The following is a 24,291-nucleotide window of genomic DNA, read 5'->3' on the forward strand; positions in this document are numbered from 1 at the left end:
TCGAAATTGCATCGCCGGATGGGGTTACAAATGGGCGCCCAGTGTGTTATCACGCGGGCGCGTGCTTCCGCGCGAGGCGGCGGCGTTATGTGGGGGTTTGGAGGGGATGCAAGCCGCAAAACGGGCGGCGTGTGGATCGGGTCACAATCGCGTAACCCGTGCAAGACGTGCCCGAAATGTGAAGATCGGGGCTCGTGAAATTGTTGTGTTTAGGCCCGAGGAAAGCGGGCAGAAGAATACGGGAAGCTGCGCTGAGTGGAATTCCTTAATTCTGCTTGTGTGAGCATCGGGAATTCCCTCGAATTCATCCTTCCGAAGGGCCGGTTCCGGCCGGCCGCTCCCACGCCTCCTCGACGGCCCGCCGGGCCGCCTCCAGGTCGGCCTTCAGGCCCCGCTCGGCCAGCGCGGCACCCAGTGCCGCCAGGCAGCCCTGCACGGCCCCGCGCGTCGCGTCCGGGCCGTAGTGGTTGACCCGGACCATCTCGCCCGCCAGCGCGCCCCCGCCCGCGGCCAGCGGCAGCGCCGGGTCGGACTCCAGGGCGCGGGCCACCAGCGCGGACGCGTCGACGTCCGACGGCGTCCGCAGCGTCGTCGCGACCGGCGCCGCGTCCCTCGCCTCGTGCACGTACGGCTCCAGGCCGCCCAGCGCGAGCGCGCCGGCCCGGGTGGCCGCCGCGGCGGACGCGTGCCGCGCCATCACCGTCTCGGGGCACTCCGCCTCGATGCGCTCGACGCACGCCTCGAGCGCGAGCATCTCCAACTGCGCCGGCGCGTGCAGCAGCGCCTTGCGCCCGCCGTCGATCCAGCGCTCCTTCCAGTCGAGGAGGGACAGGTACGACCGCCGCGGAGCGTTCGGGTTCGCGGCCATCCGCGCCCACGCCCGCTCGCTCACCGACACCGCCGACACGCCGGCCGGGCCGCCCATCGCCTTCTGCGCGCCGACGACGCACAGGTCCACGCCCCACGCGTCCGGCAGCACCGGCTCGGCACCCACGGAGGCCACCGCGTCCAGGTAGAACAGCGCGCCGTGGGCCCGCACCACCTCGCCGATCTCCGCGACCGGGTTGGTGTTGCCGGTCGCCGCCTCGGCGTGCACCAGGGACACGAAGTCGGTCTCCGGGTGCTCGGCGAGGGCGCGGCCGACCTGCTCGGCGGAGACGGCCGTGCGGAACGGCACGGCGAGGTCGTGCACGGTCGCGCCGCAGTCCCGCAGCCAGTTCCCGAAGGTCTGCCCGTACGGCCCCGTGATGACGTTCAACGCGACGGTGCCGGGACCCGCGGCGGCGCGGATCGCGCCCTCCAGCGGCAGCAGCGCCTCGCCCTGCATGACCACCACGTCCTGCCCGGTGCCGAGCAGGCGCGCGACCCGGTCCTCGATCGCGGCGAAACGGCCGGCGGTCAGCGGGGGCAGGTCCAGGAAGGGATGGGTCACGGCGGTGCTCTCTTCAGTCATGACAGGTGTGCGACGCGGGCACGTCGCTCGCGTACGGACGCGCGTACGTCGCGTACGGAGTCGAGAGTAACCATGGCACCCGCCGGCACTCGCGCCGGAGGGCTTCCGTTGCGACACCCCCACGCCCGGAATTGTGGGTTCCGTCACAGCCGAGGCGGTCACCACCTGATGGACTGGCCCCGTGTTCCTCGTACTCCTGCTGGTCGTCGTGGTCGCCGTGGTGTCGGCCGTCGGTCTGACCGGCCACGGCGCGAGCGTCCTCGCCGCCCGCCGCGCCCGGGGGCCGGGCGCCGGGCCGACGCTGCACGCCCTCGCCGCGTTCGCCGGTGCGGCGGCCGTCGCGGCGTACGCCTGGGGGCTCCTGCACGTGACCGGCGCCGTCATGGCGTCGAACGGCGGCGCGGGCTCCGCACCGGCGCCACCCTGCCGCATGCCCGGGTACGAGCAGCGCGCCCTCCACGTCATCGACCAGTCGGTCTCCTTCCTGCCCCTGGGCTTCGTCTGCGAGACCACCGACGGCGGCGAGTACACCAGCGACGACGTCCCCGGCTACGTCAACCCCGCCACCGCCGTCCTCGCCCTCACCGCCGTCGCGAGCGCCGTGGCGGCCGGGTACGCGACCGAGCGGCGCGCCCGCGCGGCGGCGCGGAGCGGTGGCCCGTGACCGGCCCCGGACACCCGTGCGGGCACCATTTAAGGTGCGGGGCATGAGCGATCGCACGGTGCTGCACGTGAAGGGTCGGGTGCTCGTCGGACCGGAAGAGGTCCGGGACGAGTTGTGGGTGATCGACGGACGGATCTCGTACGACCGCCCCACGGGCGCCGCCGACGTCCGCACCGTCGAGGGGTGGGCGCTGCCCGGCCTGGTCGACGCGCACTGCCACGTCGGCCTCGACCAGCACGGGGCCGTCCCGGCGGACGTCGCCGAGAAGCAGGCGCTGACCGACCGGGAGGCGGGCACCCTCCTCATCCGTGACGCGGGCTCGCCCTCCGACACCCGCTGGATCGACGACCGCGAGGACCTCCCGAAGATCATCCGGGCCGGCCGGCACATCGCCCGCACCCGCCGCTACATCCGCAACTACGCCTGGGAGGTCGAACCCGAGGACCTCGTCGCCTACGTCGCCCAGGAGGCCCGGCGCGGTGACGGCTGGGTGAAGCTGGTCGGCGACTGGATCGACCGCGACCTCGGCGACCTGTCGGCCTGCTGGCCGCGCGGCGCGGTCGAGGCGGCCATCGCTCAGGCCCACCGCCTGGGCGCCCGCGTCACCGCGCACTGCTTCGCCGAGGACTCCCTGCGGGACCTGGTCGAGGCCGGCATCGACTGCGTCGAGCACGCCACGGGGCTGACCGACGACACCATCCCCCTCTTCGCCGAGCGCGGCGTCGCCATCGTGCCCACGCTCGTCAACATCGCCACCTTCCCCGCGCTGGCCGCCGGCGGCGAGACCCGGTTCCCGCGCTGGTCGGCCCACATGCGCCGGCTCCACGAACGCCGCTACGACACGGTGCGGGGCGCCTACGACGCCGGCATCCCGGTCTTCGTCGGCACCGACGCGGGCGGCGCCCTCGCCCACGGACTGGCCGGGGCCGAGGTGGCGGAGCTGGTCACCGCGGGCATCCCGCCCGTCGAGGCGCTCGCCGCGGCGACCTGGGCCGCCCGGCGCTGGCTCGGCCGCCCCGGCCTGGACGAGGGCGCACCCGCGGACCTGGTGGTGTACGAACAGGACCCGCGCGCGGATGTGCGCGTGCTGGGCGCTCCGCGCCGGGTGGTGCTCAACGGGCGGGTCGTCGGTTAGCCGACGGGAGTGATGCCGGGGAACACCCGTGCAGGGAGACGCGAAGAAGATTCGAATAGATTCGCCAAAACCCCACGAAGGGGTGAAGTGCCCCGGGTTCGCTGACGGTTCGGCGGACGCGGGGAGATTCTGTCCGGGTCCCAAGCACGTCGCTCATGCGTGCCCCGCACGCATGTCTCACTGGGGGTCCCACCACCTTGAACGGCAACACCTTCCGCATGCCCGCACGCCGTCTCGCCACCGTCGCGGCGGCCACGGCCCTGGCCGCGGGTCCCGCGACCCTGGCCGGGGCGGGATCCGCCCACGCGACCGGCGACCACGGCCGCGCGAGCGCCACCGTCCTGCGCACCGGGCTCGACGTCTCCCTGCTCGACAAGACCGTGAACGTCCCGCTCGCGGTCACCCTCAACGAGGTGCAGGCACCCGAGAGCGCCGAGAAGACCGCGCTCACCGCCCGGCTGGACGGCGTCGACGGCGGAAAGCCCTTCAGCGTCCTGCGCGCCGACGTCGCCGAGGCCAAGGCGACGGCCACCGCCGACAAGAGCGAGGGCTCCACCACGCTGGCCCGCGCCAGGCTCCACGTCCCCGGCCTGCCGCTGCTGTCGGTGATCGAGGTCCAGGAGGTCACCTCCACGGCGACCTGCGAGGCCGGGAAGAAGCCGGTCGCCGACGCCGACCTGCTGGGCCCGGTGACGGTCCTCGGCAAGAAGGTCACGCTGACCACCGGCGGCACGACCGAGGTGAAGGTGCCCGGCGTCGGCGAGGTACGGCTCGACCTCTCGAAGGAGGAGACCACCTCGCGCACGGCCGCCGCCACCGCGCTCGAACTCAAGGTCTCCGTCAACCCCCTCGACCTGAACGTCGCCGAGGTCGACGGCACCGTCACCCTGGCCGAGGCGACCTGCGAGTCCCCGGCCGCCCCGGCGGACGAGGCCGGGCAGCCCCCGGCGAAGGCCGACGAGCCCCCGGCCGAGCAGGACGCGGGCCAGGACGCCGACCCCGCCGCCGAACCGGCCGCCGACGTGAAGGCCCAGGGCGCCCGCACCGAGGCCGACCTGGCCGAGACCGGCGGCAGCTCGTCGACCCCGTACCTCGCGGCCGGCGCCGCGGCCCTGGTCCTGGCGGGCGGCGGAGCACTGGTGCTGGCCCGGCGCAAGCGAGGCTGACCGCGACGGGACCGGCCGGGGCCGTACGACGTACGCCTCAGGCCGGTTCCGTCACCGCCCGCTCCAACGCCCCCAGGAAGCCGTCCGTCGTAGCCCCGTCCCGTACCGCCAGACGCAGCCACTCCTCGCCCAGCCCCGGGAACGTGTCCCCGCGCCGCACCGCGTACCCCAGGCCGCGCAACCGGTGCCGTACGCCGGCGCCGCCCGGGACACGGACCAGGACGAAGGGGCCCTCGGCCGGTCCGACGACCCGAAGCCCGGCACCGGCGAACTCCGCCAGCCCGGCGACGAGACGGGCCCGGTCGGCGGCGATGCGGTGGGCGGCGTGGGCGGCCTCCGCCAGCGCCCGCGGCGCCACACACGCCTCGGCCGCCGCCAGCGCGGGCGTGGACACCGGCCACAGCGGCTGGGCGCGCTCCAGCGCGCCGACCGTCTCCGGGTCCGCCAGGACGTACCCGATGCGCAGCCCCGCCAGCCCCCACGTCTTGGTGAGGCTGCGCAGCACGACAAGGCCGGGCACGTCCGTCCGCCCGGCCAGCGCCTCCCGCTCACCCGGCACCGCGTCCATGAACGCCTCGTCCACGACCAGCGTCCGCCCGGGCCGGGCCAGCGACGCCAGCACGTCCGCCGGGTGCAGCACCGAGGTCGGGTTCGTCGGGTTGCCGACCACCACCAGGTCGGCGTCCTCCGGTACGGCCGCAGGATCGAGCCGGAAGCCGTCCGACGCCCGCAGCAGCACCCGGTCGACCGTGTGCCCCGCGTCCCGCAGCGCCGCCTCGGGCTCGGTGAACTGGGGGTGCACCACGACCGGCCGGCGCACCTTGAGCGCCCGCGCCAGCAGCACGAACGCCTCCGCCGCGCCCGCCGTCAGCAGCGCCCGCTCCACCGGCAGCCCGTGCCGCGCCGCCACCGCCGCCCGAGCGGCCCGCCCGTCCGGGTAGGCGGCGAGCGAGCCGAGCGAGGCGGCGACGTGCTCACGCAGCCAGGCCGGGGGAGTGCCGGTGCGGACGTTCACCGCGAGGTCCACCAGCGTCGAACCGTCGTCGCGCACCTCGGCGTCCCCGTGGTGCCGCAGGTCCGGGCCGCCGGGAGCGGTCCCGGCGGCGGAACCGGTCTCAGTGTGCGTGGGAGTGTGCGTGTCCATGCCCGTGATGGTGCCCGTGGTGGTGATCCCCGTCGTCGTCGGGGTGGAAGTGCGGCTGCTGCGGCAGCCCCACCTTGTCCTCGAACCCCGGCAGCGCGATCCGGTACACGCAGCTGTCGCAGTTCATCCGCAGATCGCCCTTCACCGCCTCCTCGTACCGCTCCCACACCAGGTCGAGCAGCTCCGGCTCGGGGCCGATGACGTCCGCCGACCGCACCTCGGTCTCCGGGTGCGCGGCGGCCCACTCCTCGGTCTGCCGCCGGACCCGGTCCGGGAGGATGCCGGTGAACAGGAAGTACGGCAGCACGACGACCCGCCGCGCCCCCAGCCGCGCACACCGGTCCAGGCCGCCCGGCACGTCGGGCTTCGCCAGCGACACGAACGCCGTCTCCACGGCCGCGTAACCGCGCCCCTCCCACAGCAGCCGCGCCGCCTTGAACACCTCGGCGTTGGCGTCCGGATCGGTCGACCCGCGCCCGACCAGCAGCACGGTCACCTCGGCGGGGTCCCAGGAGGGATCGACGGCCGCCGCCAGCCGCCGCTCCAGCACCCGCAGCAGCGCGGGGTGCGGGCCCAGCGGGCGCCCGTACGTGTAGGAGATGCCGGGGTGGCGCTCCTGCTCGCGGGACAGGGCCGCGGGGATGTCGCCCTTGGCGTGCCCGGCGGACACCAGCATCAGCGGCACCGCCGCGAAGCGGCGCACACCGCGCTCGACCAGCTCGGCGACCGCCTCGCCCAGCGGCGGCGGGGACAGCTCGATGAAGCCGCCCGCGACGGGCAGTTCGGGGTGGCGTCGGCCCAGCTCGCGCACGAAGTCGCGGAACGCCTCGGCTCCGGCCTCGTCCCGGGTGCCGTGTCCGGCGATGAGCAGGGCGGGCGGGGTCGTCACAGGTTCTCCTCGGGTTTCTCGGATTCGGCCGTCCCGGACGCGGAGGTCCGGGAAGAAGGGGCAGGGGAGCGGCGGGTGGCCGGGTCCTCCTGCCAGCGGTAGCCGCGCGGCGTCACCATGCGCCCGGCGATCTCCCGGGTCGCGGTGTTGCCCACCGTCACGACCGTCATCATGTCGACGGTCGCCGGGTCGAGAGCGGCGAGCGTGGACAGGCGGCTCGACTCGTCGGCGCGCGACGCGTTGCGCACGACACCCACCGGAGTCGTCGGCTCCCGGTGCTCGGCGAGGATCGCGAGCGCCTTCGGCAGCTGCCAGTCGCGGCCCCGGCTGCGCGGGTTGTAGAACGTCACGACGAGGTCCGCCTGGGCCGCCGCCCGCACCCGGCGCTCGATGACCTCCCACGGCGTGTGCAGGTCGGACAGGCTGATCGACACGTGGTCGTGGCCCAGCGGCGCGCCCAGGATCGCCCCGGCCGCCAGTGCCGCCGTCACGCCCGGGACGCCGACCACGTCGATGTGGTCGGACGCCTCGGCCAGCGCGGGCGAGGCCATGGCGTAGACCCCGGCGTCCCCGCTGCCGATCAGCGCGACGGCGTGCCCGCGCCGCGCCTCCTCGACCGCCGTCCGGGCCCGCTCCTCCTCCGCGCCGAGCCCCGACTCCAGCACCCGGGTGCCGGGCCGCAGCAGATCACGGATCTGGTCGACGTACTGGTCGAGCCCCACCAGCACCGACGCCCGCCGCAGCTCCGCCCGCGCCCGCGGCGTCATCAGGTCCCGGGCGCCGGGACCGAGCCCGACCACCGCGAGCCGCCCCCGCCCGGGACGCCGTACGACCGCGCACGTCGCCATCGCGGGCACCGCCGCCGACTTCCGCTTGGGCACGAGGAGTTCGCCCCCGCGCACCAGCGCCGCCGCCTCCGCGACCGACGGGGTGCCCACGGCCGCGAGCGGCGCGTCGGAGGGGTTGGGCACCTCGACGCCCGCCAGCTCGCCGGCCGGATACGTCACCAGGGGCACGCCCAGCCGCTCGGCGGCCCCGACGATCCCGGGCTCCCCGGCCTTGGCGTCCACGGTGGCCAGCTCGGCGACCGACGCGGCGGACAGCCCCGCCTCGCGCAGGGCGGCCTCCACCAGCCCGAGCACCTCGTCCACCGGCGCACCCCTGGACGCGCCGACACCGACGACCAGGGACGGCGGACGCAGGACCACCTCACGCTCGGCCGGTTCCACCGCACGGTCCGTCACCCGGATCGTGTACGCCACCTCCGCCTCGTCGGCCGCGACCGGCAGCGGCGGCAGCGGCCAGGCCACCGCCGCCCGCAGAGCCACCGGCTCGCCGTCCAGCAGGGCCCGCGAGACCCCGGCGACGTCGCCCTCGGCGGGCAGCCCGAGCGTGTCCAGACCGGCCAGCCCCACGGCGTCGGTCGCCGTCGTCACCACCGGCTCCGCGCCCAGCACCTCGCCCACCGCGCGGGCCAGTTCGTTCGCGCCGCCGCCGTGCCCGCCGACCAACGACACGGCGAACCGCCCGCCCTCGTCGACGCACACCACCCCCGGGTCGGTCCGCTTGTCGTCCAGCAACGGCGCCACGAGCCGGACCACGGCGCCCGTGGCCAGGAAGCACACCAGCCGCTCGCACTCGGCGAACGCGGCCCGCACGGCGTCCGCGACGGGACCCTCGTACACCCGCGTGCGCTCCGGCCACGCCGCGGCCAGCCGGTCCCGCGCCGCCGCTCCCGCCGCCGTGGCGGAAATGAGCCCGATCAAGGGGCAACTCCTTCGGTACGGCTGTGCGGCCTCACGCCCCACAGCAGGAAGACGGGATTGGTGGCCGCGAGCCGGGTCACGTCCCCCGGCAGCGGCGCGAGCCGCGACGACTGCAGCAGCACCCCGTCGCACTCGAGACCGGCGCCGAGCAGCGCCTCGCGGGCCTCCGGCACCCGGTCGAGCGCGGCCACGGCGACGACCACGGCGCGCCGGGCCCGACGCGCGCACTCGGCGACGATCGCGGGCAGTTCGCGCCCGCCGCCGCCCACGAACACGGCGTCGGGGTCTTCGCCCAGATCCGACAGCACCGCGGGCGCCGCCCCGTGCACCACCCGCACGTCGACGCCGTGCGCGGCGGCGTTGGCGCGGACCCGTCCGACACCGTCCGGCGTCTTCTCGACGGCGGTGACGGCGGCGCCCAGCCGCGCGCACTCCACGGCCACGGACCCGGAGCCCGCGCCGACGTCCCACACCAGGTCACCGGGGCGCGGCCCGAGGCGGGCGAGCGCCAGCGCCCGCACCTCGAACTTGGTGATCATGGAGTCGCGGTGGGCGAACTCCGCCTCGTCCAGCGCCCATCCCGCGGGCCCCGGCCGCGTCCCCGCGACCGCCCGCACCGGCCCCAGCGCCCGCGCCTCGTCCAGGCACAGCACCACGCTCACCGCCGCCCCCCAGTCCCGGGCGGCGGCCTCGGCGGGCGTCACGCGTTCCACGCGCTCCCCGGCCGAGCCCAGCGCGGAGGCGACGACGAACACCCGCCCGTCGGACCCGAGCGCGGCCCCCAGCTCCGCCGGACCCGCCCCGGGGCCGGTCAGCACGGCGACCTTCGGGTGCGCCCGGCACAGGTGCACCGCCGTCCGCAGGTCCCGCCCGTGCGCGCTCGCCACCACGGCGTCGTCCCACGGCAGCCCCACCTGCGCGAAGGCCGCGGCGACGGAGGAGACCCCGGGCCGCACGTCCAGCCGCTCCGGCCCGAACCGCTCGGCCAGCGCCCGCACGATCCCGAAGAACCCCGGATCACCGGAGGCCAGCACGGTCACCGGCCGCTGCTCGGCGACGTACTCCGCGACCGCGTCCAGGGCGGGCGCCAACGCCCCGAGGACGACCGTGTCGGCCCCCTCCGGCAGCCGTACGGCGTCCAGGTGCCGCCGTCCGCCGACGACCAGTTCCGCGCCCGCGGCGACGTCCCCGGCGGGCGCCGCGCCGGAGGCGCCCATCCCGACGACGGTGATCACGTGCTCGCACCCCGCGAGCGCAGTTCGCGGCGCGCCTCGGGGTCGGCCCTGCGATAGCCGTGGAAGTGCCCCGGGTGGTAGAGGTGCGAGCGGGTGCCGTGCGCGTCGAGGGCCGGGCCGACCAGGAACAGGGTGTGCTTCCAGAGCTTGTGCTCCTTGACCGTCTCCTCCAGCGTCCCGATCGTGCACCGCACGACCAGCTCCTCCGGCCAGGTGGCCTGGTAGGCGACGACGACCGGCGTGTCGGTCGGATAACCGCCCTCCAGCAGCTCCCGCACCAGCTGGCCGCTGCGCGCCGCCGACAGGAAGACCGCCATGGTCGTGCCGTGCTTCGCGAACTCGCGGACCTCCTCCCCGGGCGGCATCGGCGTCTTGCCCCCGCCGAGCCGGGTGAGGACCACGGACTGCGCGACCTCCGGGATGGTCAGCTCGCGCTGCGCGAGCGCGGCGACGGCGGAGAACGCGGAGACGCCGGGCACCACCTCGGTCGCGATGCCGATCTCCGCGCACCGGTCGAGCTGCTCCTGCGTGCCGCCCCACAGCGCCGGGTCGCCCGAGTGGATGCGAGCCACCCGCAGCCCTTCCTCCCGCGCCCGCCGGTAGACGGCGACGACGTCCTCCAGGGACATCGTCGCCGAGTCCAGCACCTCGGCGCCCTCCCGCGCGTGCTGGAGCACCTCCGCCTGGACGAGGCTCGCCGCCCAGATCACCACGTCCGCCTCGGCGATGGCACGCGCCGCACGGAACGTCAGCAGGTCGGCGGCGCCGGGACCGGCACCGACGAAGGTCACCCTGCCGGCCCGCGCCCCGGCGTCGGGACCCGTGGAACCCACGGACGCCACGGAAGCCACGGAAGCCTCGGAATCCATCGTTTTCGGTCCTCTCCTGTGCATCCTGCGCATATTTACTGCGGTTGCTGCTGTCGCACGCGCGTGAACGCGGTGTGATCGGATACCAAGGGCCCATGGCGGTCTTCGTCGCGCTCGGCGCGTTCCTGATGACGCTGGCCGGCGGCTGGACGGCACAGCGCGTGACCGACCGGCGCCACCTGGTCCTGGGCCTGGCCGGCGGCCTCATGCTGGGCGTGGTCGGCCTCGACCTGCTGCCGGAGGCCCTGGAGGCGGCGGGCGAGGAGGTGTTCGGCGTGCCCGCGGCCCTGCTGCTCTTCGTCGCCGGATTCCTGCTCGCGCACCTCGTGGAACGCCTGCTGGCGGCCCGCCGCGCCGCACACGGCGGCGACGAGCACGGCCACCGCGCGCCCGAGGTGGGCCTGACGGCCGCGGCCGCGATGGTCGGGCACAGCGCGATGGACGGCGTGGCGATCGGCGCCGCCTTCCAGGTCGGCGGCGGCATGGGCGCGGCGGTCGCGATGGCCGTGATCGCCCACGACTTCGCGGACGGCTTCAACACCTACACACTGACCAGCCTGTACGGCAACGCCCGCCGCCGCGCCATCGCGATGCTGGTCGCCGACGCGATCGCCCCCGTGCTCGGCGCGTCCTCCACCCTCCTCTTCACCATCCCGGAGGGCGCGCTCGGCGCCTATCTCGGCCTCTTCGGCGGCGTACTCCTCTACCTCGCCGCGGCCGAGATCCTCCCCGAGGCCCACCACGAGCACCCCGCCCGCTCGACCCTGCTGTGCACGGTCGCGGGCGCGGCGTTCATCTGGCTGGTGGTGGGCATCGCCGAGTGAGCGCCCCAGGACGCTCACAGCTTCCCGCCCCGCCCACCCTCGCGCCGGGCGGGCGCGATGAGCGTCGACAGATACGGCAACGGCGCCCCGTCCAGCTCACCGGCAGGCCGTACGGACTCCTCCGGCAGCCCCAGCGCCGACCCCCACACGGCGTCGTCGAGCCGCCCGTTCTCCCGCAGCGCCTCGGCCACCTCGGCCGCCTGCCGGCCGAACTTGTAGGCGACGACCGTGCCGGGCCCCCGCAACGCCTCCTTCAGCACGGTGGCCCCCGCCGTGACCGGCACCAGCGTCAACGGCTCGGTCCCCTCGGTCAGCACCGCACCCGACCGGGCCGCGAGGTCCTGCATGGCGGTGATCCCGGGCACGGTCTCCACGACCGTCCCCGGCACGAGCGCGCCGACGGTCTGCGCGAGGTAGGTGAAGGTCGAGTACACGTTGGGATCACCGATGGTCGCGAAGGCGACGGCGGCATGCTCCCGCAGCAGCCCGGCCACGCGCTCCCCGGCCGCGTCCCAGGCCGCCTCGCGCCGCGCCCGGTCGGTGCGCTCGTTCAGCGCGAACACGACCCGCACGACCTTCTCGGCGCCCACGTAGTGCAGCACGGTCGCCTCGGCGCGGCCGCGCTCCCCGCCATCTCTTCCATCGGATGCAGCCATCACCGGTACGACGACGACATCGGCGTCCCGCAGCGCGTTGACCCCCTTCACGGTCACCAGCTCGGGGTCCCCGGGCCCGACCCCCACACCGATCAGCCTGCTGCTCATGACGTCCGGCACCTCTCCACGAACCGACGGGCGACACCGGGCTCGGCCGCCCAGTGCGTGTGCAGATAGCTCGCGTGCACACCGCGCTCCACGAATCCCTCGACGCGCCGCTCGGGCGTCCGCATCCCCCACGCCGGCGCCGCCCCGGCCCCCGGCTCCACCACCGTCCGGTGGAACTCGTGCCCCCGCATCCGCGTCCCCGCCCCGGCCAGCGCGCTGTCGGACACGGCCACGGCGTCCCGGTAGCCCAGGGTCAACCGCTCCGACATCCGCGCGGCGGCGTCCAGCACCCCGCACATCGGCAACCCGTCCAGCTCCCGGCACAGATACAGCAGCCCCGCACACTCGGCGGCGACGGGAGCACCGCTCAGCGCCAGCTCGGCGACGGACTTGCGCAGCGGCTCGTTGGCGGACAGCTCGGAGGCATAGACCTCCGGGAACCCGCCCCCGATCACCAGCCCGGCGGTTCCCTCGGGCAGTTCCCCGTCCCGCAACGGATCGAAGGTGACGACCTCGGCGCCGGCGGCGGCGAGCAGCTCGGAGTGCTCGGCATAGGAGAACGTGAAGGCCGCTCCACCGGCGACGGCGACGCGCTTCTTCAGCCCGTCCGGCGTTCGAGGACGAGGCCGTTCAGGCCGAAAGCGGGGCTCTGGGGGCGCAGCCCCCAGGGACGGGACGGGAAGGGGCGGCGGGGGCGAGGAAACCAAGGCCTCGCCCGCGTCCCAAGCCGCACAACCCAATGCCCCGGCCCCGCGCGCCAGCCCGACCAACGCCTCCAGATCACACCCGTCGGCAACCTGCGCCGCCATGGCCGCCACGGCCTCCACCGCCTGCGAACGCCGCTCGGCAACAGGAACCAACCCCAGATGCCGCGACGGCACGTCGACCCGCGGCGCCCGCCGCAACACCCCAAGGACCGGCACCCCGACGGAGTCCACCGCCTCCCGCACCAACGCCTCGTGCCGGTCCGACGCGACCTTGTTCAGGATCACGCCCCCGATCCGCACCTCCGGGTCCCAGGACACGAACCCGTGCACCAGCGCCGCCACCGACCGCGACTGCGACGACGCGTCCACGACCAGCACCACCGGCGCCCGCAACAGCTTCGCGGCCTGCGCGGTCGACGCGAGCTCCCCCTCGCCCGCCGCCCCGTCGTACAGCCCCATGACACCCTCGACCACGGCGATGTCGCACCCCCGCGCCCCGTGCAGGAACAGCGGCCCGACCAGCTCGGGCCCGCACAGGTACGCGTCGAGGTTGCGGCCCACCCGCCCGGTGGCGAGCGCGTGGTAGCCGGGGTCGATGTAGTCGGGCCCGACCTTGTGCGGGGACACGGCGAGCCCGCGCCCCGTGAGCGCGGCCATCAGCCCGGTCGCGACGGTGGTCTTGCCGCTCCCGGACGAGGGCGCGGCGACGACCAGCCGGGGAACGGCGGAGTCGGAGGAGCTCACCACTCGATGCCCCTCTGCCCCTTCTGCCCCGCGTCCATCGGATGCTTGACCTTGGACATGTCGGTGACGAGATCGGCGAAGTCCACGAGGGCGCCGGGCGCGTTCCGCCCGGTGATCACGACGTGCTGCGTCCCCGGCCGCTCCCGCAGCACCGACACCACCTCGTCGGTGTCGACCCACCCCCAGTGCATCGGATAGGCGAACTCGTCCAGCACGTACAGCTTGTACGTCTCGGCGGCCAGGTCCCGCTTGACCTGCTCCCAGCCCTCGCGGGCCTTCTCCTCGTTGTCCATCTGGGCGTCGCGCTGGACCCAGGACCAGCCCTCGCCCATCTTGTGCCAGTCGACGGACCCGCCTTCGCCGCTGGCCCCCAGCACCCGCAGCGCGTTCTCCTCGCCGACCTTCCACTTGGCCGACTTGACGAACTGGAACACCCCGATCGGCCACCCCTGGTTCCAGGCGCGCAGCGCCAGCCCGAAGGCGGCGGTGGACTTGCCCTTCCCGATGCCCGTGTGCACCACCACCAGCGGACGGTTGCGCCGCTGACGGGTCGTCAGCCCGTCGTCCGGTACGACACTCGGCTTCCCCTGCGGCATTACGCGGCCCTCCTGCCCCGAACGTCCTTCACCAGGCCGGCGATCGAGTCCGCCCGCAGCTCGTCCAACGTCACCGCCGTACCACCCAGCTCACCCGCGAGCAGCCCGGCGAGCCCGAGCCGCACCGGCCCCGACTCGCAGTCCACGACGACCGAGGCGGTCCCCTCGGCGGCGAACAGCCGCGCCGCACGCCCCGCCAGCGCGACGGGCTCCGGACCACCGGTGGCCCGCCCGTCCGTCACCACCACGACCAGCGCCCGCCGGGCCGGATCCCGCAGCCGCTCCACCCGCAGCACCTCGTGCGCGCGTAGCAGCCCGGCCGCGAGCGGCGTACGCCCCCCGGTCGGCAGCGACTCCAGCCGGACCGCCGCCGCGTCCACCGACGACGTCGGCGGCAGCGCGACATCGGCGGCCGACCCCCGGAAGGTCACCAGCCCCACCTTGTCCCGACGCTGGTAGGCGTCCAACAGCAGCGACAGCACGGCACCCTTGACGGCGCTCATCCGCTGCCGCGCGGCCATCGACCCGGAGGCGTCGACGACGAAGAGCACGAGGTTGGATTCGTGCCCCTCGCGCACCGCTTGCCTCAGATCGTCCCGGCGCACCACCAACCCCGGCCCGCTGCGGCCCCGCACCCGCTGGTGCGGGGCGGCGGCCTGTACGGTGGCGGCCAGATGCAGCTTGGTCAGGGCACCCTGTGGCCGCCGGGCGCCCGTGGTCCGCCCGTGCTCGGTCCGCGCCCGCGAACGCCGCCCTGCGGCACCCTGGCCCAGCCCCGGCACGCTCAGCACCTTGGTGGGGAACGGCTCGGCGGCCCGCGCCGACTGCTGCTCCCCGGCACCGGAACCGGACGGCTGCGGCTCGCCACCCTCCCCGGCCTCGGGCCGCGCGGCCGCGTCCCCGTCGCCCTGAGGCGCGTCATCGGGCTCGGGCTGCCCACCGGGACCGCCGCCGGGCCCCGGGTCCGGGTCGTCGCCCCCGTCCCCGTCCTGCTCGTCCTGCCCGCCGAACTCCTCCAGCGTCTCGTCGAGCTTGTCCTCGTCCAGCCCGGGGGCGTCGAACGGCGCACGACGACGGCGATGCGGCAGGGCAAGCAACGCAGCCTGACGTACGTCCTCCGCCAGCACCTCCGTCCGCCCGGCCCATGCCGCCAGCGCGGTCGCCGTCCGGGCCATCACGATGTCGGCCCGCATGCCGTCCACCTCGAAGGCACTGCATGTGGCAGCGATCTGCCGCAATGCCCTGTCGCCGAGCGATACAGACGGCAACAACTGCCGCGCCGCCACGATCCGCGCCCGTACGGCGGCCTCCTCGTCGGCCCAGCGCGCGGCGAAGGCGGCCGGGTCGTCGTCGTAGGCCAGCCGGCGCCGCACGACCTCGACCCGCTGGTCGGGCTCGCGCGAGGCGGCGACCTCGACGGTGAGGCCGAACCGGTCCAACAACTGCGGCCTCAATTCCCCCTCTTCAGGATTCATGGTGCCGACGAGCAAGAACCTCGAGGCATGGCGCACGGAGACGCCTTCGCGCTCAACGTAGGAGGCGCCCATGGCAGCGGCATCGAGCAAGAGGTCGACCAAGTGGTCGTGCAAGAGGTTGACTTCGTCGACGTACAGGATCCCGCGGTGTGCTTCAGCCAGAAGACCCGGATCGAAGCTCTTCACGCCCTGGGAAAGAGCACGTTCGATGTCGAGGGCTCCGACGAGCCGGTCCTCAGAGGCACCGACAGGCAGCTCGACCATCCGGGACGGCCGGACGCCCGAGGCCTCCGACTCGTGAGGCCCGTCCGGGCAGGCGGGGTCGGGAGAGGCCGGTGCACAGGAGAAGCGGCACCCCGAGACGACGTCCACCTCCGGCATCAGCGTCGACAGCGCCCGCACGGCCGTGCTCTTCGCAGTCCCCTTCTCGCCGCGCACAAGGACGCCACCGACCGCTGGGCTCACTGCGTTGAGGAGTAGAGCCAATCGCAAGTCGTCTTGTCCGACGACTGCAGTGAAGGGAAAGGGCCTGCTCACGGGGTGATCACTCCTTCGGATGACTCAGTCGGGAAGAGCGTGCGACTTACATGTCGCTCAGTGATGGTGTATGCCTGCTCCCCGAAGAAGTGGGGATGGTCCGCCCGACGAAGGGGAGCTGCGGCCGCAGTTCTTGTGCTCCCCGCCCCCGCGGGGATATGCGGAGCGATCACTCGTCTCCCTCCAGGTCTCCCTCAAGTTCGAGGTAGGTCGCCCGGAGCCGGTCCAGGGTCTCCTGGTCCGGCTCCGCCCACAGCCCCCGGTCCGCGGCCTCCAGCAGTCTTTCCGTGATGCCGCGCAGCGCCCAGGGGTTGGACTTCTTCATGAAGTCCCGGTTCTCCGGGGCGAAGACGTACTCGGCGCTGAGCCGCTCGTACATCCAGTCGTCCACGACCCCGGCCGTGGCGTCGTAGCCGAAGAGGTAGTCCACGGTGGCCGCCATCTCGAAGGCGCCCTTGTAGCCGTGCCGCCGCATCGCCGCCATCCAGCGTGGGTTGACCACCCGCGCGCGGAAGACCCGGTGCGTCTCCTCGCCCAGCGTCCGCGTCCTCACCTGGTCCGGGGTGGCGGAGTCGCCGACGTACGCCTCGGGGCTCGCGCCCGTCAGGTGCCGCACCATGGCGACCATGCCGCCGTGGTACTGGAAGTAGTCGTCGGCGTCCACGAGGTCGTGCTCACGTGTGTCCACGTTCTTCGCCGCCACCGCGATCCGCCGGAACGCCGTCTCCATGTCCCCGCGCGCCGCCCGCCCGTCCAGCCCGCGACCGTAGGCGTAGCCGCCCCACACCGCGTACACCTCGGCGAGGTCCGCGTCGCTGCGCCAGTTCCGCGCGTCGATCAGCGGCAGCAGACCGGCGCCGTACGCGCCCGGCTTGGAGCCGAAGATGCGGGAGGTCGCCCGGCGCCGGTCGCCGTGCTCGGCGGTGTCCTCGTCGGCGTGCGCCTTCACGTAGTTGGACTCGGCGGGCTCGTCCAGCTCCGCCACCGCCCGCACCGCGTCGTCGATCAGCCCCACCACGTGCGGGAACGCGTCCCGGAAGAACCCCGAGATGCGCACCGTGACGTCGACGCGGGGCCGGCCCAGTTCCGCGACCGGGACCACCTCGAAGCCCGTCACCCGGCGCGAGGCGTCGTCCCACACCGGACGGCACCCCAGCAGCGCCAGGATCTCCGCGATGTCGTCGCCCTGGGTGCGCATCGCGGACGTGCCCCACACCGTGAGGCCGACGGACTTCGGGTACTCACCCGTGTCGTTCAGGTACCGCTGGATCAGCGAGTCCGCCAGCGACTGCCCGACCTCCCAGCTCAGCCGGGACGGGATCGCCTTCGGGTCGACGGAGTAGAAGTTCCGGCCGGTCGGCAGGACGTTGACCAGGCCGCGGGTCGGGGAGCCGGAGGGCCCGGCCGGGACGTAACCGCCGTCCAGGGCGCGCAGGATGTGCCCGATCTCGTCCGTCGTCCGGGCCAGCCGCGGTACGACCTCGGTGCAGGCGAATTCCAGCACCGCGACCGCGTCGGGGAGTTCGGCGCCCAGCACCTCGCGCACCAGCACCGGAACGGCCGCCGGGTCCCACGCCCGCAGCTCCATCCCCTCCGCGATCCGCCGGCACAGCTGCTCCAGCAGGTCGATCGCGTCGGCCGCCGAACGGGCCGGACCGTCCACCAGGTCCGTCAGCTCCACGGGCACCTTCACCGGGGCGCCCGGCTCGGCCAGCAGCTCCTTCTCCACCAGCCCGAAGTGCTCGGCCAGCGAGGCCCGCAGCCCCGGCAGCGCGTTCGCCTGCCCGCCCCACACCTGCGAGGCGCGCAGCACCGCCAGTACGAGGTTGACGCGCGGCTCGCCGACCGGGCCGCCGCCGAGGATGTGCAGGCCGTCGCGGATCTGCACGTCCTTGATCTCGCACAGGTAGCCGTCGATGTGCATGACGAACTCGTCGAAGTCGTCGTCGTCCGGCTGGTCGTCCACGTGGAGGTCGTGGTGGAGCTCGGCGGCCTTGACCAGCGTCCAGATCTGCGCGCGGACCGCCGGCGCCTTCGCCGGGTCCAGGTCGGAGACGAGGGCGTACTCGTCGAGCAGCTGCTCCAGCTTGGCCAGGTCGCCGTAGGTGTCCGCGCGCGCCATCGGCGGCACGAGGTGGTCGACGACGGTGGCGTGGCCGCGCCGCTTGGCCTGGGTGCCCTCGCCGGGGTCGTTGACGATGAACGGGTAGATCAGGGGCAGTTCGCCCATTACGGCGTCGGGCGCGCAGCCCGCGCTCAGGCCGAGGCCCTTGCCCGGCAGCCACTCCATCGTGCCGTGCTTGCCCATGTGCACGATCGCGTCGGCGCCGAAGGTGTTGTCCAGCCAGCGGTAGGCGGCCATGTAGTGGTGCGACGGCGGCATGTCCGGGTCGTGGTAGATCGCGATCGGGTTCTCCCCGAAGCCGCGCGGCGGCTGGATCATCACCACGACGTTCCCGAACTGGAGAGAGGCCAGCACGATGTCGTCGCCGTCCACGTACAGCGAGCCCGGCGGCTCGCCCCACGCCTCCCGCATGCCGTCCCGCAGCTCGGGGTCGAGCTTCTCGAACCAGGCCCGGTAGTCGGCCAGTGGCACCCGCGTGGGCGCCGCGGCCAACTGGTCCTCCGTCAGCCACTCCACGTCGTGGCCGCCGGCCGCGATCAGCCGGTGGATCAACTCGTCACCCTCGGAGGGGTACCCGCTGACCCCGTACCCCGCCTCGCGCAGCGCGTCCAGGACGCGCACCGCCGACGCCGGGGTGTCCAAGCCGACCGCGTTGCCGACGCGGGAGTGCTTGGTCGGGTACGCCGTGAAGACCAGCGCGAGCTTCTTGTCGGCGTTCGCCTTGTGCCCGAGCGCCGCGTGCCGTACGGCGATCCCCGCGACCCGCCCGGCCCGCTCGGGGTCGGCGACGTAGACCGGCACGTCGTCCGGACCCTGCTCCTTGAAGGAGAACGGCACGGTGACCAGGCGCCCGTCGAACTCCGGGATCGCGACCTGCATCGCCGCGTCCATGGGGGAGAGCGCGGCGTCCGAGGCCTCCCAGGCGGACCGGGAGGAGGTGAGGCAGAGCCCCTGCAGCACCGGGATGTCCAGGTCGGCCAGCGCGCCGATGTCCCAGGCCTCCTCGTCGCCGCCCGCCGACGCCTGCGAGGCGTGCGTGCCGCCGGCCGCGAGGACCGTGGCGACCAGGGCGTCGGCCCGGCCCAGCAGCTCGTACAGCCCGGCGTCCGCACCGCGCAGCGAACCGCAGTACACCGGCAGCGCGTTGGCGCCGCGCGCCTCGATCGCGTCGCACAGCGTGTCGACGAAGGCGGTGTTGCCGCTCAGCTGGTGGGCGCGGTAGAAGAGCACGCCGACCGTCGGGCGGCCGGCCACGACGTCCCGGGAGCCGTGGACGCCGTACTCCGGCATCTTCTCCGGCTCGTCGAAGCCCTCGCCGGTCAGCAGCACCGTGTCCGACAGGAACCGGGCGAGCTGGGCGAGGTTGCCCGGGCCGCCCTCGACCAGGTAGCGCAGCGCCTCGGCCACCACCCCGGCCGGGACCGACGACTCGGCCATCAGCTCCGCGTCCGGCACGCTCTCGCCGCCCAGCAGGACGGTCGGGATGCCGGCGGCCCTCAGCGCGGCGAGCCCGTCCTCCCAGGCGCGCTTGCCGCCGAGCAGGCGCACGACGGCGAGGTCCGCGCCCTCGACCAGGTCCGGCAGCTCCTCCCGGACGTCGACCCGGGTCGGGTTGCCGATCCGGTAGGCGGCGTCCGACGCGCGGGCCGCCAGCAGGTCCGTGTCGGCGGTCGACAACAACAACACTGTGCTCATGCGGGCGCTCCCGGTGGAATGAAGGGCAGTCCTTGCGGCGCGCCGGACTCGATGAGCCGCCACAGCGCGTCGGTGTCCGCGTGGTGTTCGATCAGGTCGCCGAGCCGGTCGAGCTGCTCCTCGCGCAGCGCGGCGAACGAGGTGCCGGGGGCCGGCACGAAGCGGCGGCCCGCGGCGGCGGCCACCTCGCGCAGGAACGCCCGCCGGAATCCGTCCGACTCCAGCGAGCCGTGCCAGTGCGTGCCCCAGGTCTGGCCGACCCGGCAGCCGTCCAGGCTGTGTCCGTCGTCATCAGAGATGAACGCGTCCCCGCCGGTCACGTCGGCGACCCCGTGGTGGATCTCGTACCCCTCGACGCGCTCGCCGAGGGCCTCGCCCACCGGCCGCGTGAGGGTCTTCTCGCGGGCGAACCGTACCCGCACGGGCAGCAGTCCGAGGCCGTCCACGTGACCGGCACGCGACTCGACCTCGTCCTCGATGTGCTCGCCGAGGAGCTGGAAGCCGCCGCAGATGCCGAGCACGGGCCGCTGTTCGGCCGCCCTGCGCGCGATGGCGTCCGAGAGCCCCCGCTCCCGCAGCCACTCCAGCGCCCGGACCGTCCCGCGCGTCCCCGGCACGATCACCAGGTCGGCGTCGGCCAGTTCCTCCGGCCGGTCCACGAAGCGCACCACGACGCCCGGCTCGGCTGCCAGCGCGTCCACGTCCGTGAAGTTGGACATCAGCGGGACCGCGCAGACGGCGACCCGCAGCACGTCCTCACCGACGGGCGGGGCGACGACGGACTCCCGCACCGTCCCGCGCAACGACACCCTCAGCCCGTCCTCCTCGTCGATGCCGAGCCCGTGCCGGAAGGGCAGCACGCCGTACGTCCGCCGGCCGGTGAGGCCGTGCAGCATGTCCAACCCGGGCTCCAGCAGCGACACGTCGCCGCGGAACTTGTTGACGAGGAACCCGGCGACCAGCGCCTGGTCCTCGGGTGCCAGCAGCGCCACCGTGCCGAAGAAGGAGGCGAAGACGCCCCCGCGGTCGATGTCGCCGACGACGAGGACGGGCAGTCCGGCGCCCCGGGCGATCCCCATGTTGACGATGTCGGTGCGGCGCAGATTGATCTCGGCCGGGCTGCCGGCCCCCTCGCAGATCACCGCGTCGTAGGAGGCACGGAGTTGGGCGAGCGAGTCGAGCACCGTGCCGAGCAGCCGCTCCTGGCGCCCGCCGTGGTAGCCGCGGGCGCTCATCTCGCCGACGGGTCTGCCGAGCAGCACGACCTGGCTGCTGCGCTCCCCGCCGGGCTTGAGCAGCACTGGGTTCATGTGCGCGGTCGGCTCCACGCGGCAGGCCTGGGCCTGCATGGCCTGCGCCCGCCCGATCTCGGCGCCCTCGCGGGTCACGAAGGAGTTGAGCGACATGTTCTGCGCCTTGAAGGGCGCGACGTTGACGCCCTGGCGCACCAGCCAGCGGCAGATACCGGCGGTGACGACGCTCTTGCCGGCGTCGGAGGTGGTGCCGGCGACGAGCAGGCCACCGTTCATGACGTACGTCCCTTCCTGACGCCCCGGTTGTTCCGGGCGGCCCGGTGCGCGCTCCCGGCGGCCCCGCGCGCGAGCAGCCGTGCGCCCGCGCACACGCCCAGCGCCAGCCAGCCCACGCGCCGGGACAGCCGTACCGCCCGGTCGATGTCGCCGGCACCGGCCCGTACGGCGCGTCCCGCGGTGCCGTTGAGGACGGGCCGGTGCTCCACCCGCCCGCCGTAGGAGAGCGTCCCGCCGAGCCGTACGCCCAGGGCGCCCGCGAAGGAGGCCTCCACGGGCCCGGCGTTGGGGCTCGGGTGCTGTGCGGCGTCCGCACGCCAGGCCCGTACGGCGCCCCGGGGATCGCCGCCGGCCACGGTGGTCAGGACGGCGGTCAGGCGGGCGCCCGGCCAGCCCGCGAGGTCGTCGAGGCGGGCGGAGGCCCAGCCGTAGCGGCGGTACCTGGGCGACTTGTGGCCGACCATGGCGTCCAGGGTGTTGACGGCCCGGAAGCCGAGCAGCCCGGGCACTCCGGCCACGGCGCCCCACACCAGCGCGCCCACCACCGCGTCCGAGGTGTTCTCGGCGACGGACTCCACGACGGCCCGGGCGATCCCGTCGGCGTCCAGCGCCCGCGGGTCCCGCCCGCACAGGTGCGGCAGCCGCGCACGTGCCGCCTCGACGTCCCCGGCCTCCAGGGCCCGGCCGATCGCACCGGCCTCGCGGGCGAGCGAAGTGCCGCCGACCACGGCCCAGGTGGCCGCACCGGTCAGCGCGACGGAGGCGGCGGGGGAGCGGCGCACGAGCCGGGAGGCGGCCAGCCCGAGGGCGGCGGCGCCACCGGCGCACACGACGGTGTGCAGGGCGCCCCAGCCCCGGTGGTCCCGCCACAGCAGCTGTTCCACGGCGCCCGCGGCACGGCCGAACGCGGCGACCGGGTGTCCGCGGCGCGGGTCGCCGAGGAGGAGGTCACCGAGGAGGCCGGCGGCGGCGCCGTACGCGAAGACGCGTCCGGCACGCATGGGCTCAGCCGGTCACACGGGCAGGGAAGCACCTGGTACTGGGCGTCGAGCGGTGGCGGCAGCCGGGCATCGCGTCATGTCCTCACTCAGGGTGTCCACGCCCTGGTTCGAAGAGTCCGGCGGTGAGAGTTCCTGGCTCCCGGGGGTCCTGATCCCCGGTCACAGTGGCGGGACCGCGCCGGATTCGCACCGGGCTTCCTCTCCTGCCGCCGTAGATGGCCCCGGAAGTCCACCACGGCCCGCGAACACCCGTCAACCTGGCGTTGACCTGCGACGGGGGAGTGTGCGAAGGCCCACACCCGAAGGGTGTGCGCCGGCACGCGAAGAGGCGGGGCGCGGAACGGTTCGAGCCCGTCCCGCGCCCCGCCCCGGGGCGTGCGCGGTGTTTCGGAGAGCGCTCAGGCGACGATCAGATAGATCCCGTACGCCACCGCCGCCGTGCAGGCCGCGAAGCACGCGTACGCGCCGGTGACCGCGAGGGCCGCGGAGCCGCCCTCGGCGGCGGCCCGCTCCTGGCGGGAGAGGCCGACGATGCCGAGGGTGAACAGGCCCACCAGGGCCACCGTGACCACGAGGCTGACGCCGAAGACGGAGCCGAGGGCTGCCCAGTCGATGCTCATGGAGGTTCGCTTCCTTCGTACCCGGGTCGCGGGCTCAGACGGTGGTGGCGGCCGACGGGGCCTTGGGATCGGCGGTGGCGGCCGGGGCCGGGACGGTGGCCGCCAGGTCCTCGGTCAGGCCCGCCGGGGGCGGGGACACGGCGGCCATGGCCGTGGTGACCACACCGGCCGGCTCGGACGGCTCGACGGACCCGGGCTCCCCGGCGCCCACCGTGTCGCCGTCGACGACGTTGGTGTGGTCGACGACCTCGCGGCGGGAGATCCGCCAGATCGCGAAGCTGGACGCGATCAGGAACACCGCGACGAGGGCCGTGCCCCAGTCGCCGAGGCGGCAGACCCACTCGGCGAGCGCGGCGACCAGGGCCGCGGCCGGCAGCGTCAGGCCCCAGGCGACGAACATCCGGGTGGCCGTGGACCAGCGGACCACGCCGCCCTTGCGGCCGAGGCCCGCGCCCATCACCGCGCCGGAGACCGAGTGCGTGGTGGAGAGGGAGAAGCCGAGGTGGGAGGAGGCCAGGATGACCGTGGCGGCGCTGGTCTGGGCGGCGAAGCCCTGCTGCGGCTGGAGGTCGGTCAGGCCCTTGCCCATGGTGCGGATGATGCGCCAGCCGCCCAGGTAGGTGCCGAGCGCGATGGCCAGACCCGCACCCAGGATGACCCACACGGGCGGGTCGGAGTCGGGGGCGAGCGAGCCGCCGGCGATCAGGGCGAGGGTGATGATGCCCATGGTCTTCTGGGCGTCGTTGGTGCCGTGGGCCAGCGAGACCAGACCGGCGGAGGCGATCTGGCCGGCGCGGTAGCCCTTCGCGGCGGCCTTGCCGTCGGCCTTGCGGCCCAGCGAGTACGTCATCCGGGACGCGAGCATCGCCGCGACGCCGGCCACGATCGGGGCGGCGATCGCGGGCAGGAGCACCTTGGTGACGAGCACGTCGCCGTTGACCGCGCCGATGCCGGCCGAGGCGACGGCGGCACCGATCAGGCCGCCCATCAGGGCGTGCGAGGAACTGGACGGGAGCCCGACCAGCCAGGTCAGCAGGTTCCAGAGGATCGCGCCGACCAGTGCGGCGAAGATGACCTCGGGACGGATGCCGGTCTCGTCGACGAGACCCTTGGAGATCGTGTTGGCGACCTCCACCGAGAGGAAGGCGCCTACAAGGTTGAGGACGGCGGACATCGCCACCGCCACCTTGGGCTTGAGCGCACCGGTCGAAATGGTCGTTGCCATCGCGTTCGCGGTGTCGTGGAAACCGTTCGTGAAATCAAACGCGAGTGCGGTTACCACCACAATCGCGAGGATCAGCGAGAAGCTTTCCATTTACCCAGGCAATCGTTCGAGGTCGTTGGCGCGACGAA

19 protein-coding genes and 1 riboswitch are annotated in these 24,291 nt (G+C 74.3%); of the genes, 4 read left to right on the plus strand and 15 right to left on the minus strand.

Annotated features, from left to right (window positions below; all coding sequences use genetic code 11):
- Positions 1-304: 304 nt before the first annotated feature.
- Positions 305-1,453: a pyridoxal-phosphate-dependent aminotransferase family protein gene (locus ABS735_RS08450; RefSeq protein WP_373902248.1), complete on the minus strand. Its 1,149-nt coding sequence runs from the start codon at positions 1,451-1,453 to the stop codon at positions 305-307.
- A 181-nt stretch (positions 1,454-1,634) separates the two neighbouring features.
- On the opposite strand from ABS735_RS08450, the gene ABS735_RS08455 reads away from it, so the two are divergent.
- The 3 genes from ABS735_RS08455 to ABS735_RS08465 all read left to right on the plus strand — a co-directional run bounded on the left by ABS735_RS08455 (position 1,635) and on the right by ABS735_RS08465 (position 4,418).
- Positions 1,635-2,117: a hypothetical protein gene (locus tag ABS735_RS08455; RefSeq protein WP_373902249.1), complete on the plus strand. Its 483-nt coding sequence runs from the start codon at positions 1,635-1,637 to the stop codon at positions 2,115-2,117.
- 43 nt (positions 2,118-2,160) lie between these two features.
- A complete protein-coding gene (locus ABS735_RS08460) occupies positions 2,161-3,252 on the plus strand; it encodes an amidohydrolase family protein (RefSeq protein ID WP_373902250.1) in 1,092 nt (363 codons plus the stop codon).
- 197 nt (positions 3,253-3,449) lie between these two features.
- The gene (locus ABS735_RS08465; RefSeq protein ID WP_373902251.1) at positions 3,450-4,418 is read left to right on the plus strand and encodes an SCO1860 family LAETG-anchored protein; all 969 of its coding nucleotides are present in this window, start codon (positions 3,450-3,452) and stop codon (positions 4,416-4,418) included.
- A gap of 37 nt (positions 4,419-4,455) precedes the next feature.
- Here the strand turns inward: ABS735_RS08465 and cobC are convergent, their stop codons facing one another.
- The 5 genes from cobC to cobM are packed head-to-tail and all read right to left on the minus strand — an operon-like array spanning position 4,456 to position 10,321.
- Positions 4,456-5,562 (minus strand): Rv2231c family histidinol phosphate aminotransferase CobC, encoded by a 1,107-nt coding sequence (gene cobC, locus ABS735_RS08470; protein WP_373902252.1) that lies wholly within the window; start codon positions 5,560-5,562, stop codon positions 4,456-4,458.
- The gene (locus ABS735_RS08475) at positions 5,534-6,451 is read right to left on the minus strand and encodes a sirohydrochlorin chelatase (RefSeq protein WP_373902253.1); all 918 of its coding nucleotides are present in this window, start codon (positions 6,449-6,451) and stop codon (positions 5,534-5,536) included. Before ABS735_RS08475 ends, cobC begins: the two co-directional genes overlap by 29 nt.
- Positions 6,448-8,217 carry a precorrin-3B C(17)-methyltransferase gene (cobJ, locus tag ABS735_RS08480; RefSeq protein WP_373902254.1) on the minus strand — a complete coding sequence of 590 codons (1,770 nt, stop codon included), beginning with the start codon at positions 8,215-8,217 and terminating at the stop codon, positions 6,448-6,450. Before cobJ ends, ABS735_RS08475 begins: the two co-directional genes overlap by 4 nt.
- Positions 8,214-9,452, minus strand: a complete 1,239-nt coding sequence (gene cbiE / locus ABS735_RS08485) for a precorrin-6y C5,15-methyltransferase (decarboxylating) subunit CbiE (RefSeq protein ID WP_373902255.1) — start codon at positions 9,450-9,452, stop codon at positions 8,214-8,216. The genes cobJ and cbiE overlap by 4 nt, the downstream gene beginning before the upstream one ends.
- The gene (gene cobM / locus ABS735_RS08490; RefSeq protein WP_373902256.1) at positions 9,449-10,321 is read right to left on the minus strand and encodes a precorrin-4 C(11)-methyltransferase; all 873 of its coding nucleotides are present in this window, start codon (positions 10,319-10,321) and stop codon (positions 9,449-9,451) included. Before cobM ends, cbiE begins: the two co-directional genes overlap by 4 nt.
- 95 nt (positions 10,322-10,416) lie before the next feature.
- Here cobM and ABS735_RS08495 point away from each other — a divergent pair, with 95 nt between their 5' ends.
- Positions 10,417-11,145, plus strand: coding sequence for a ZIP family metal transporter (locus tag ABS735_RS08495; protein WP_373902257.1), 729 nt, complete (start codon positions 10,417-10,419; stop codon positions 11,143-11,145).
- A 14-nt stretch (positions 11,146-11,159) separates the two neighbouring features.
- Here ABS735_RS08495 and cobI read toward each other — a convergent pair whose 3' ends face one another.
- The 9 genes from cobI to pitH form a co-directional block, all read right to left on the minus strand.
- Positions 11,160-11,909 carry a precorrin-2 C(20)-methyltransferase gene (gene cobI, locus ABS735_RS08500; protein ID WP_373902258.1) on the minus strand — a complete coding sequence of 250 codons (750 nt, stop codon included), beginning with the start codon at positions 11,907-11,909 and terminating at the stop codon, positions 11,160-11,162.
- Positions 11,906-13,363, minus strand: coding sequence for a cobyrinic acid a,c-diamide synthase CobB (locus ABS735_RS08505; protein WP_373902259.1), 1,458 nt, complete (start codon positions 13,361-13,363; stop codon positions 11,906-11,908). Before ABS735_RS08505 ends, cobI begins: the two co-directional genes overlap by 4 nt.
- Positions 13,357-13,956: a cob(I)yrinic acid a,c-diamide adenosyltransferase gene (gene cobO, locus ABS735_RS08510; RefSeq protein ID WP_373902260.1), complete on the minus strand. Its 600-nt coding sequence runs from the start codon at positions 13,954-13,956 to the stop codon at positions 13,357-13,359. Before cobO ends, ABS735_RS08505 begins: the two co-directional genes overlap by 7 nt.
- A complete protein-coding gene (locus ABS735_RS08515) occupies positions 13,956-15,968 on the minus strand; it encodes a putative cobaltochelatase (protein ID WP_373902261.1) in 2,013 nt (670 codons plus the stop codon). Before ABS735_RS08515 ends, cobO begins: the two co-directional genes overlap by 1 nt.
- 169 nt (positions 15,969-16,137) lie before the next feature.
- Positions 16,138-19,788, minus strand: coding sequence for a cobaltochelatase subunit CobN (cobN, locus tag ABS735_RS08520; protein ID WP_373902262.1), 3,651 nt, complete (start codon positions 19,786-19,788; stop codon positions 16,138-16,140).
- Positions 19,785-21,317 (minus strand): cobyric acid synthase, encoded by a 1,533-nt coding sequence (locus tag ABS735_RS08525; RefSeq protein ID WP_373902263.1) that lies wholly within the window; start codon positions 21,315-21,317, stop codon positions 19,785-19,787. The genes cobN and ABS735_RS08525 overlap by 4 nt, the downstream gene beginning before the upstream one ends.
- On the minus strand, positions 21,314-22,318 hold the full coding sequence (locus tag ABS735_RS08530; RefSeq protein ID WP_373902264.1) for a cobalamin biosynthesis protein: 1,005 nt from the start codon (positions 22,316-22,318) through the stop codon (positions 21,314-21,316). Before ABS735_RS08530 ends, ABS735_RS08525 begins: the two co-directional genes overlap by 4 nt.
- Positions 22,319-22,425: 107 nt before the next feature.
- A riboswitch (cobalamin riboswitch) is annotated at positions 22,426-22,567 on the minus strand.
- A gap of 149 nt (positions 22,568-22,716) precedes the next feature.
- Entirely contained in the window at positions 22,717-22,938 is a 222-nt protein-coding gene (locus ABS735_RS08535) for a hypothetical protein (protein ID WP_059301864.1), read from the minus strand.
- 34 nt (positions 22,939-22,972) lie between these two features.
- The gene (gene pitH / locus ABS735_RS08540) at positions 22,973-24,253 is read right to left on the minus strand and encodes a low-affinity phosphate transporter PitH (RefSeq protein ID WP_373902265.1); all 1,281 of its coding nucleotides are present in this window, start codon (positions 24,251-24,253) and stop codon (positions 22,973-22,975) included.
- Positions 24,254-24,291 lie beyond the last annotated feature (38 nt).

Origin of the sequence: Streptomyces sp. MMCC 100, from assembly GCF_041538145.2 — a bacterium.
Classification (GTDB): domain Bacteria; phylum Actinomycetota; class Actinomycetes; order Streptomycetales; family Streptomycetaceae; genus Streptomyces.

Coding starts and splice junctions, on each gene's coding strand:
- cobO (WP_373902260.1), bottom strand. CDS start 13,956: ATGCCGCAGGGGAAGCCGAGTGTCGTACCGGACGACGGGCTGACGACC.
- ABS735_RS08525 (WP_373902263.1), bottom strand. CDS start 21,317: ATGAACGGTGGCCTGCTCGTCGCCGGCACCACCTCCGACGCCGGCAAG.
- cobN (WP_373902262.1), bottom strand. CDS start 19,788: ATGAGCACAGTGTTGTTGTTGTCGACCGCCGACACGGACCTGCTGGCG.
- ABS735_RS08450 (WP_373902248.1), bottom strand. CDS start 1,453: ATGACTGAAGAGAGCACCGCCGTGACCCATCCCTTCCTGGACCTGCCC.
- cobC (WP_373902252.1), bottom strand. CDS start 5,562: ATGGACACGCACACTCCCACGCACACTGAGACCGGTTCCGCCGCCGGG.
- ABS735_RS08535 (WP_059301864.1), bottom strand. CDS start 22,938: ATGAGCATCGACTGGGCAGCCCTCGGCTCCGTCTTCGGCGTCAGCCTC.
- cobM (WP_373902256.1), bottom strand. CDS start 10,321: ATGGATTCCGAGGCTTCCGTGGCTTCCGTGGCGTCCGTGGGTTCCACG.
- ABS735_RS08495 (WP_373902257.1), top strand. CDS start 10,417: ATGGCGGTCTTCGTCGCGCTCGGCGCGTTCCTGATGACGCTGGCCGGC.
- ABS735_RS08530 (WP_373902264.1), bottom strand. CDS start 22,318: ATGCGTGCCGGACGCGTCTTCGCGTACGGCGCCGCCGCCGGCCTCCTC.
- cobI (WP_373902258.1), bottom strand. CDS start 11,909: ATGAGCAGCAGGCTGATCGGTGTGGGGGTCGGGCCCGGGGACCCCGAG.
- pitH (WP_373902265.1), bottom strand. CDS start 24,253: ATGGAAAGCTTCTCGCTGATCCTCGCGATTGTGGTGGTAACCGCACTC.
- ABS735_RS08460 (WP_373902250.1), top strand. CDS start 2,161: ATGAGCGATCGCACGGTGCTGCACGTGAAGGGTCGGGTGCTCGTCGGA.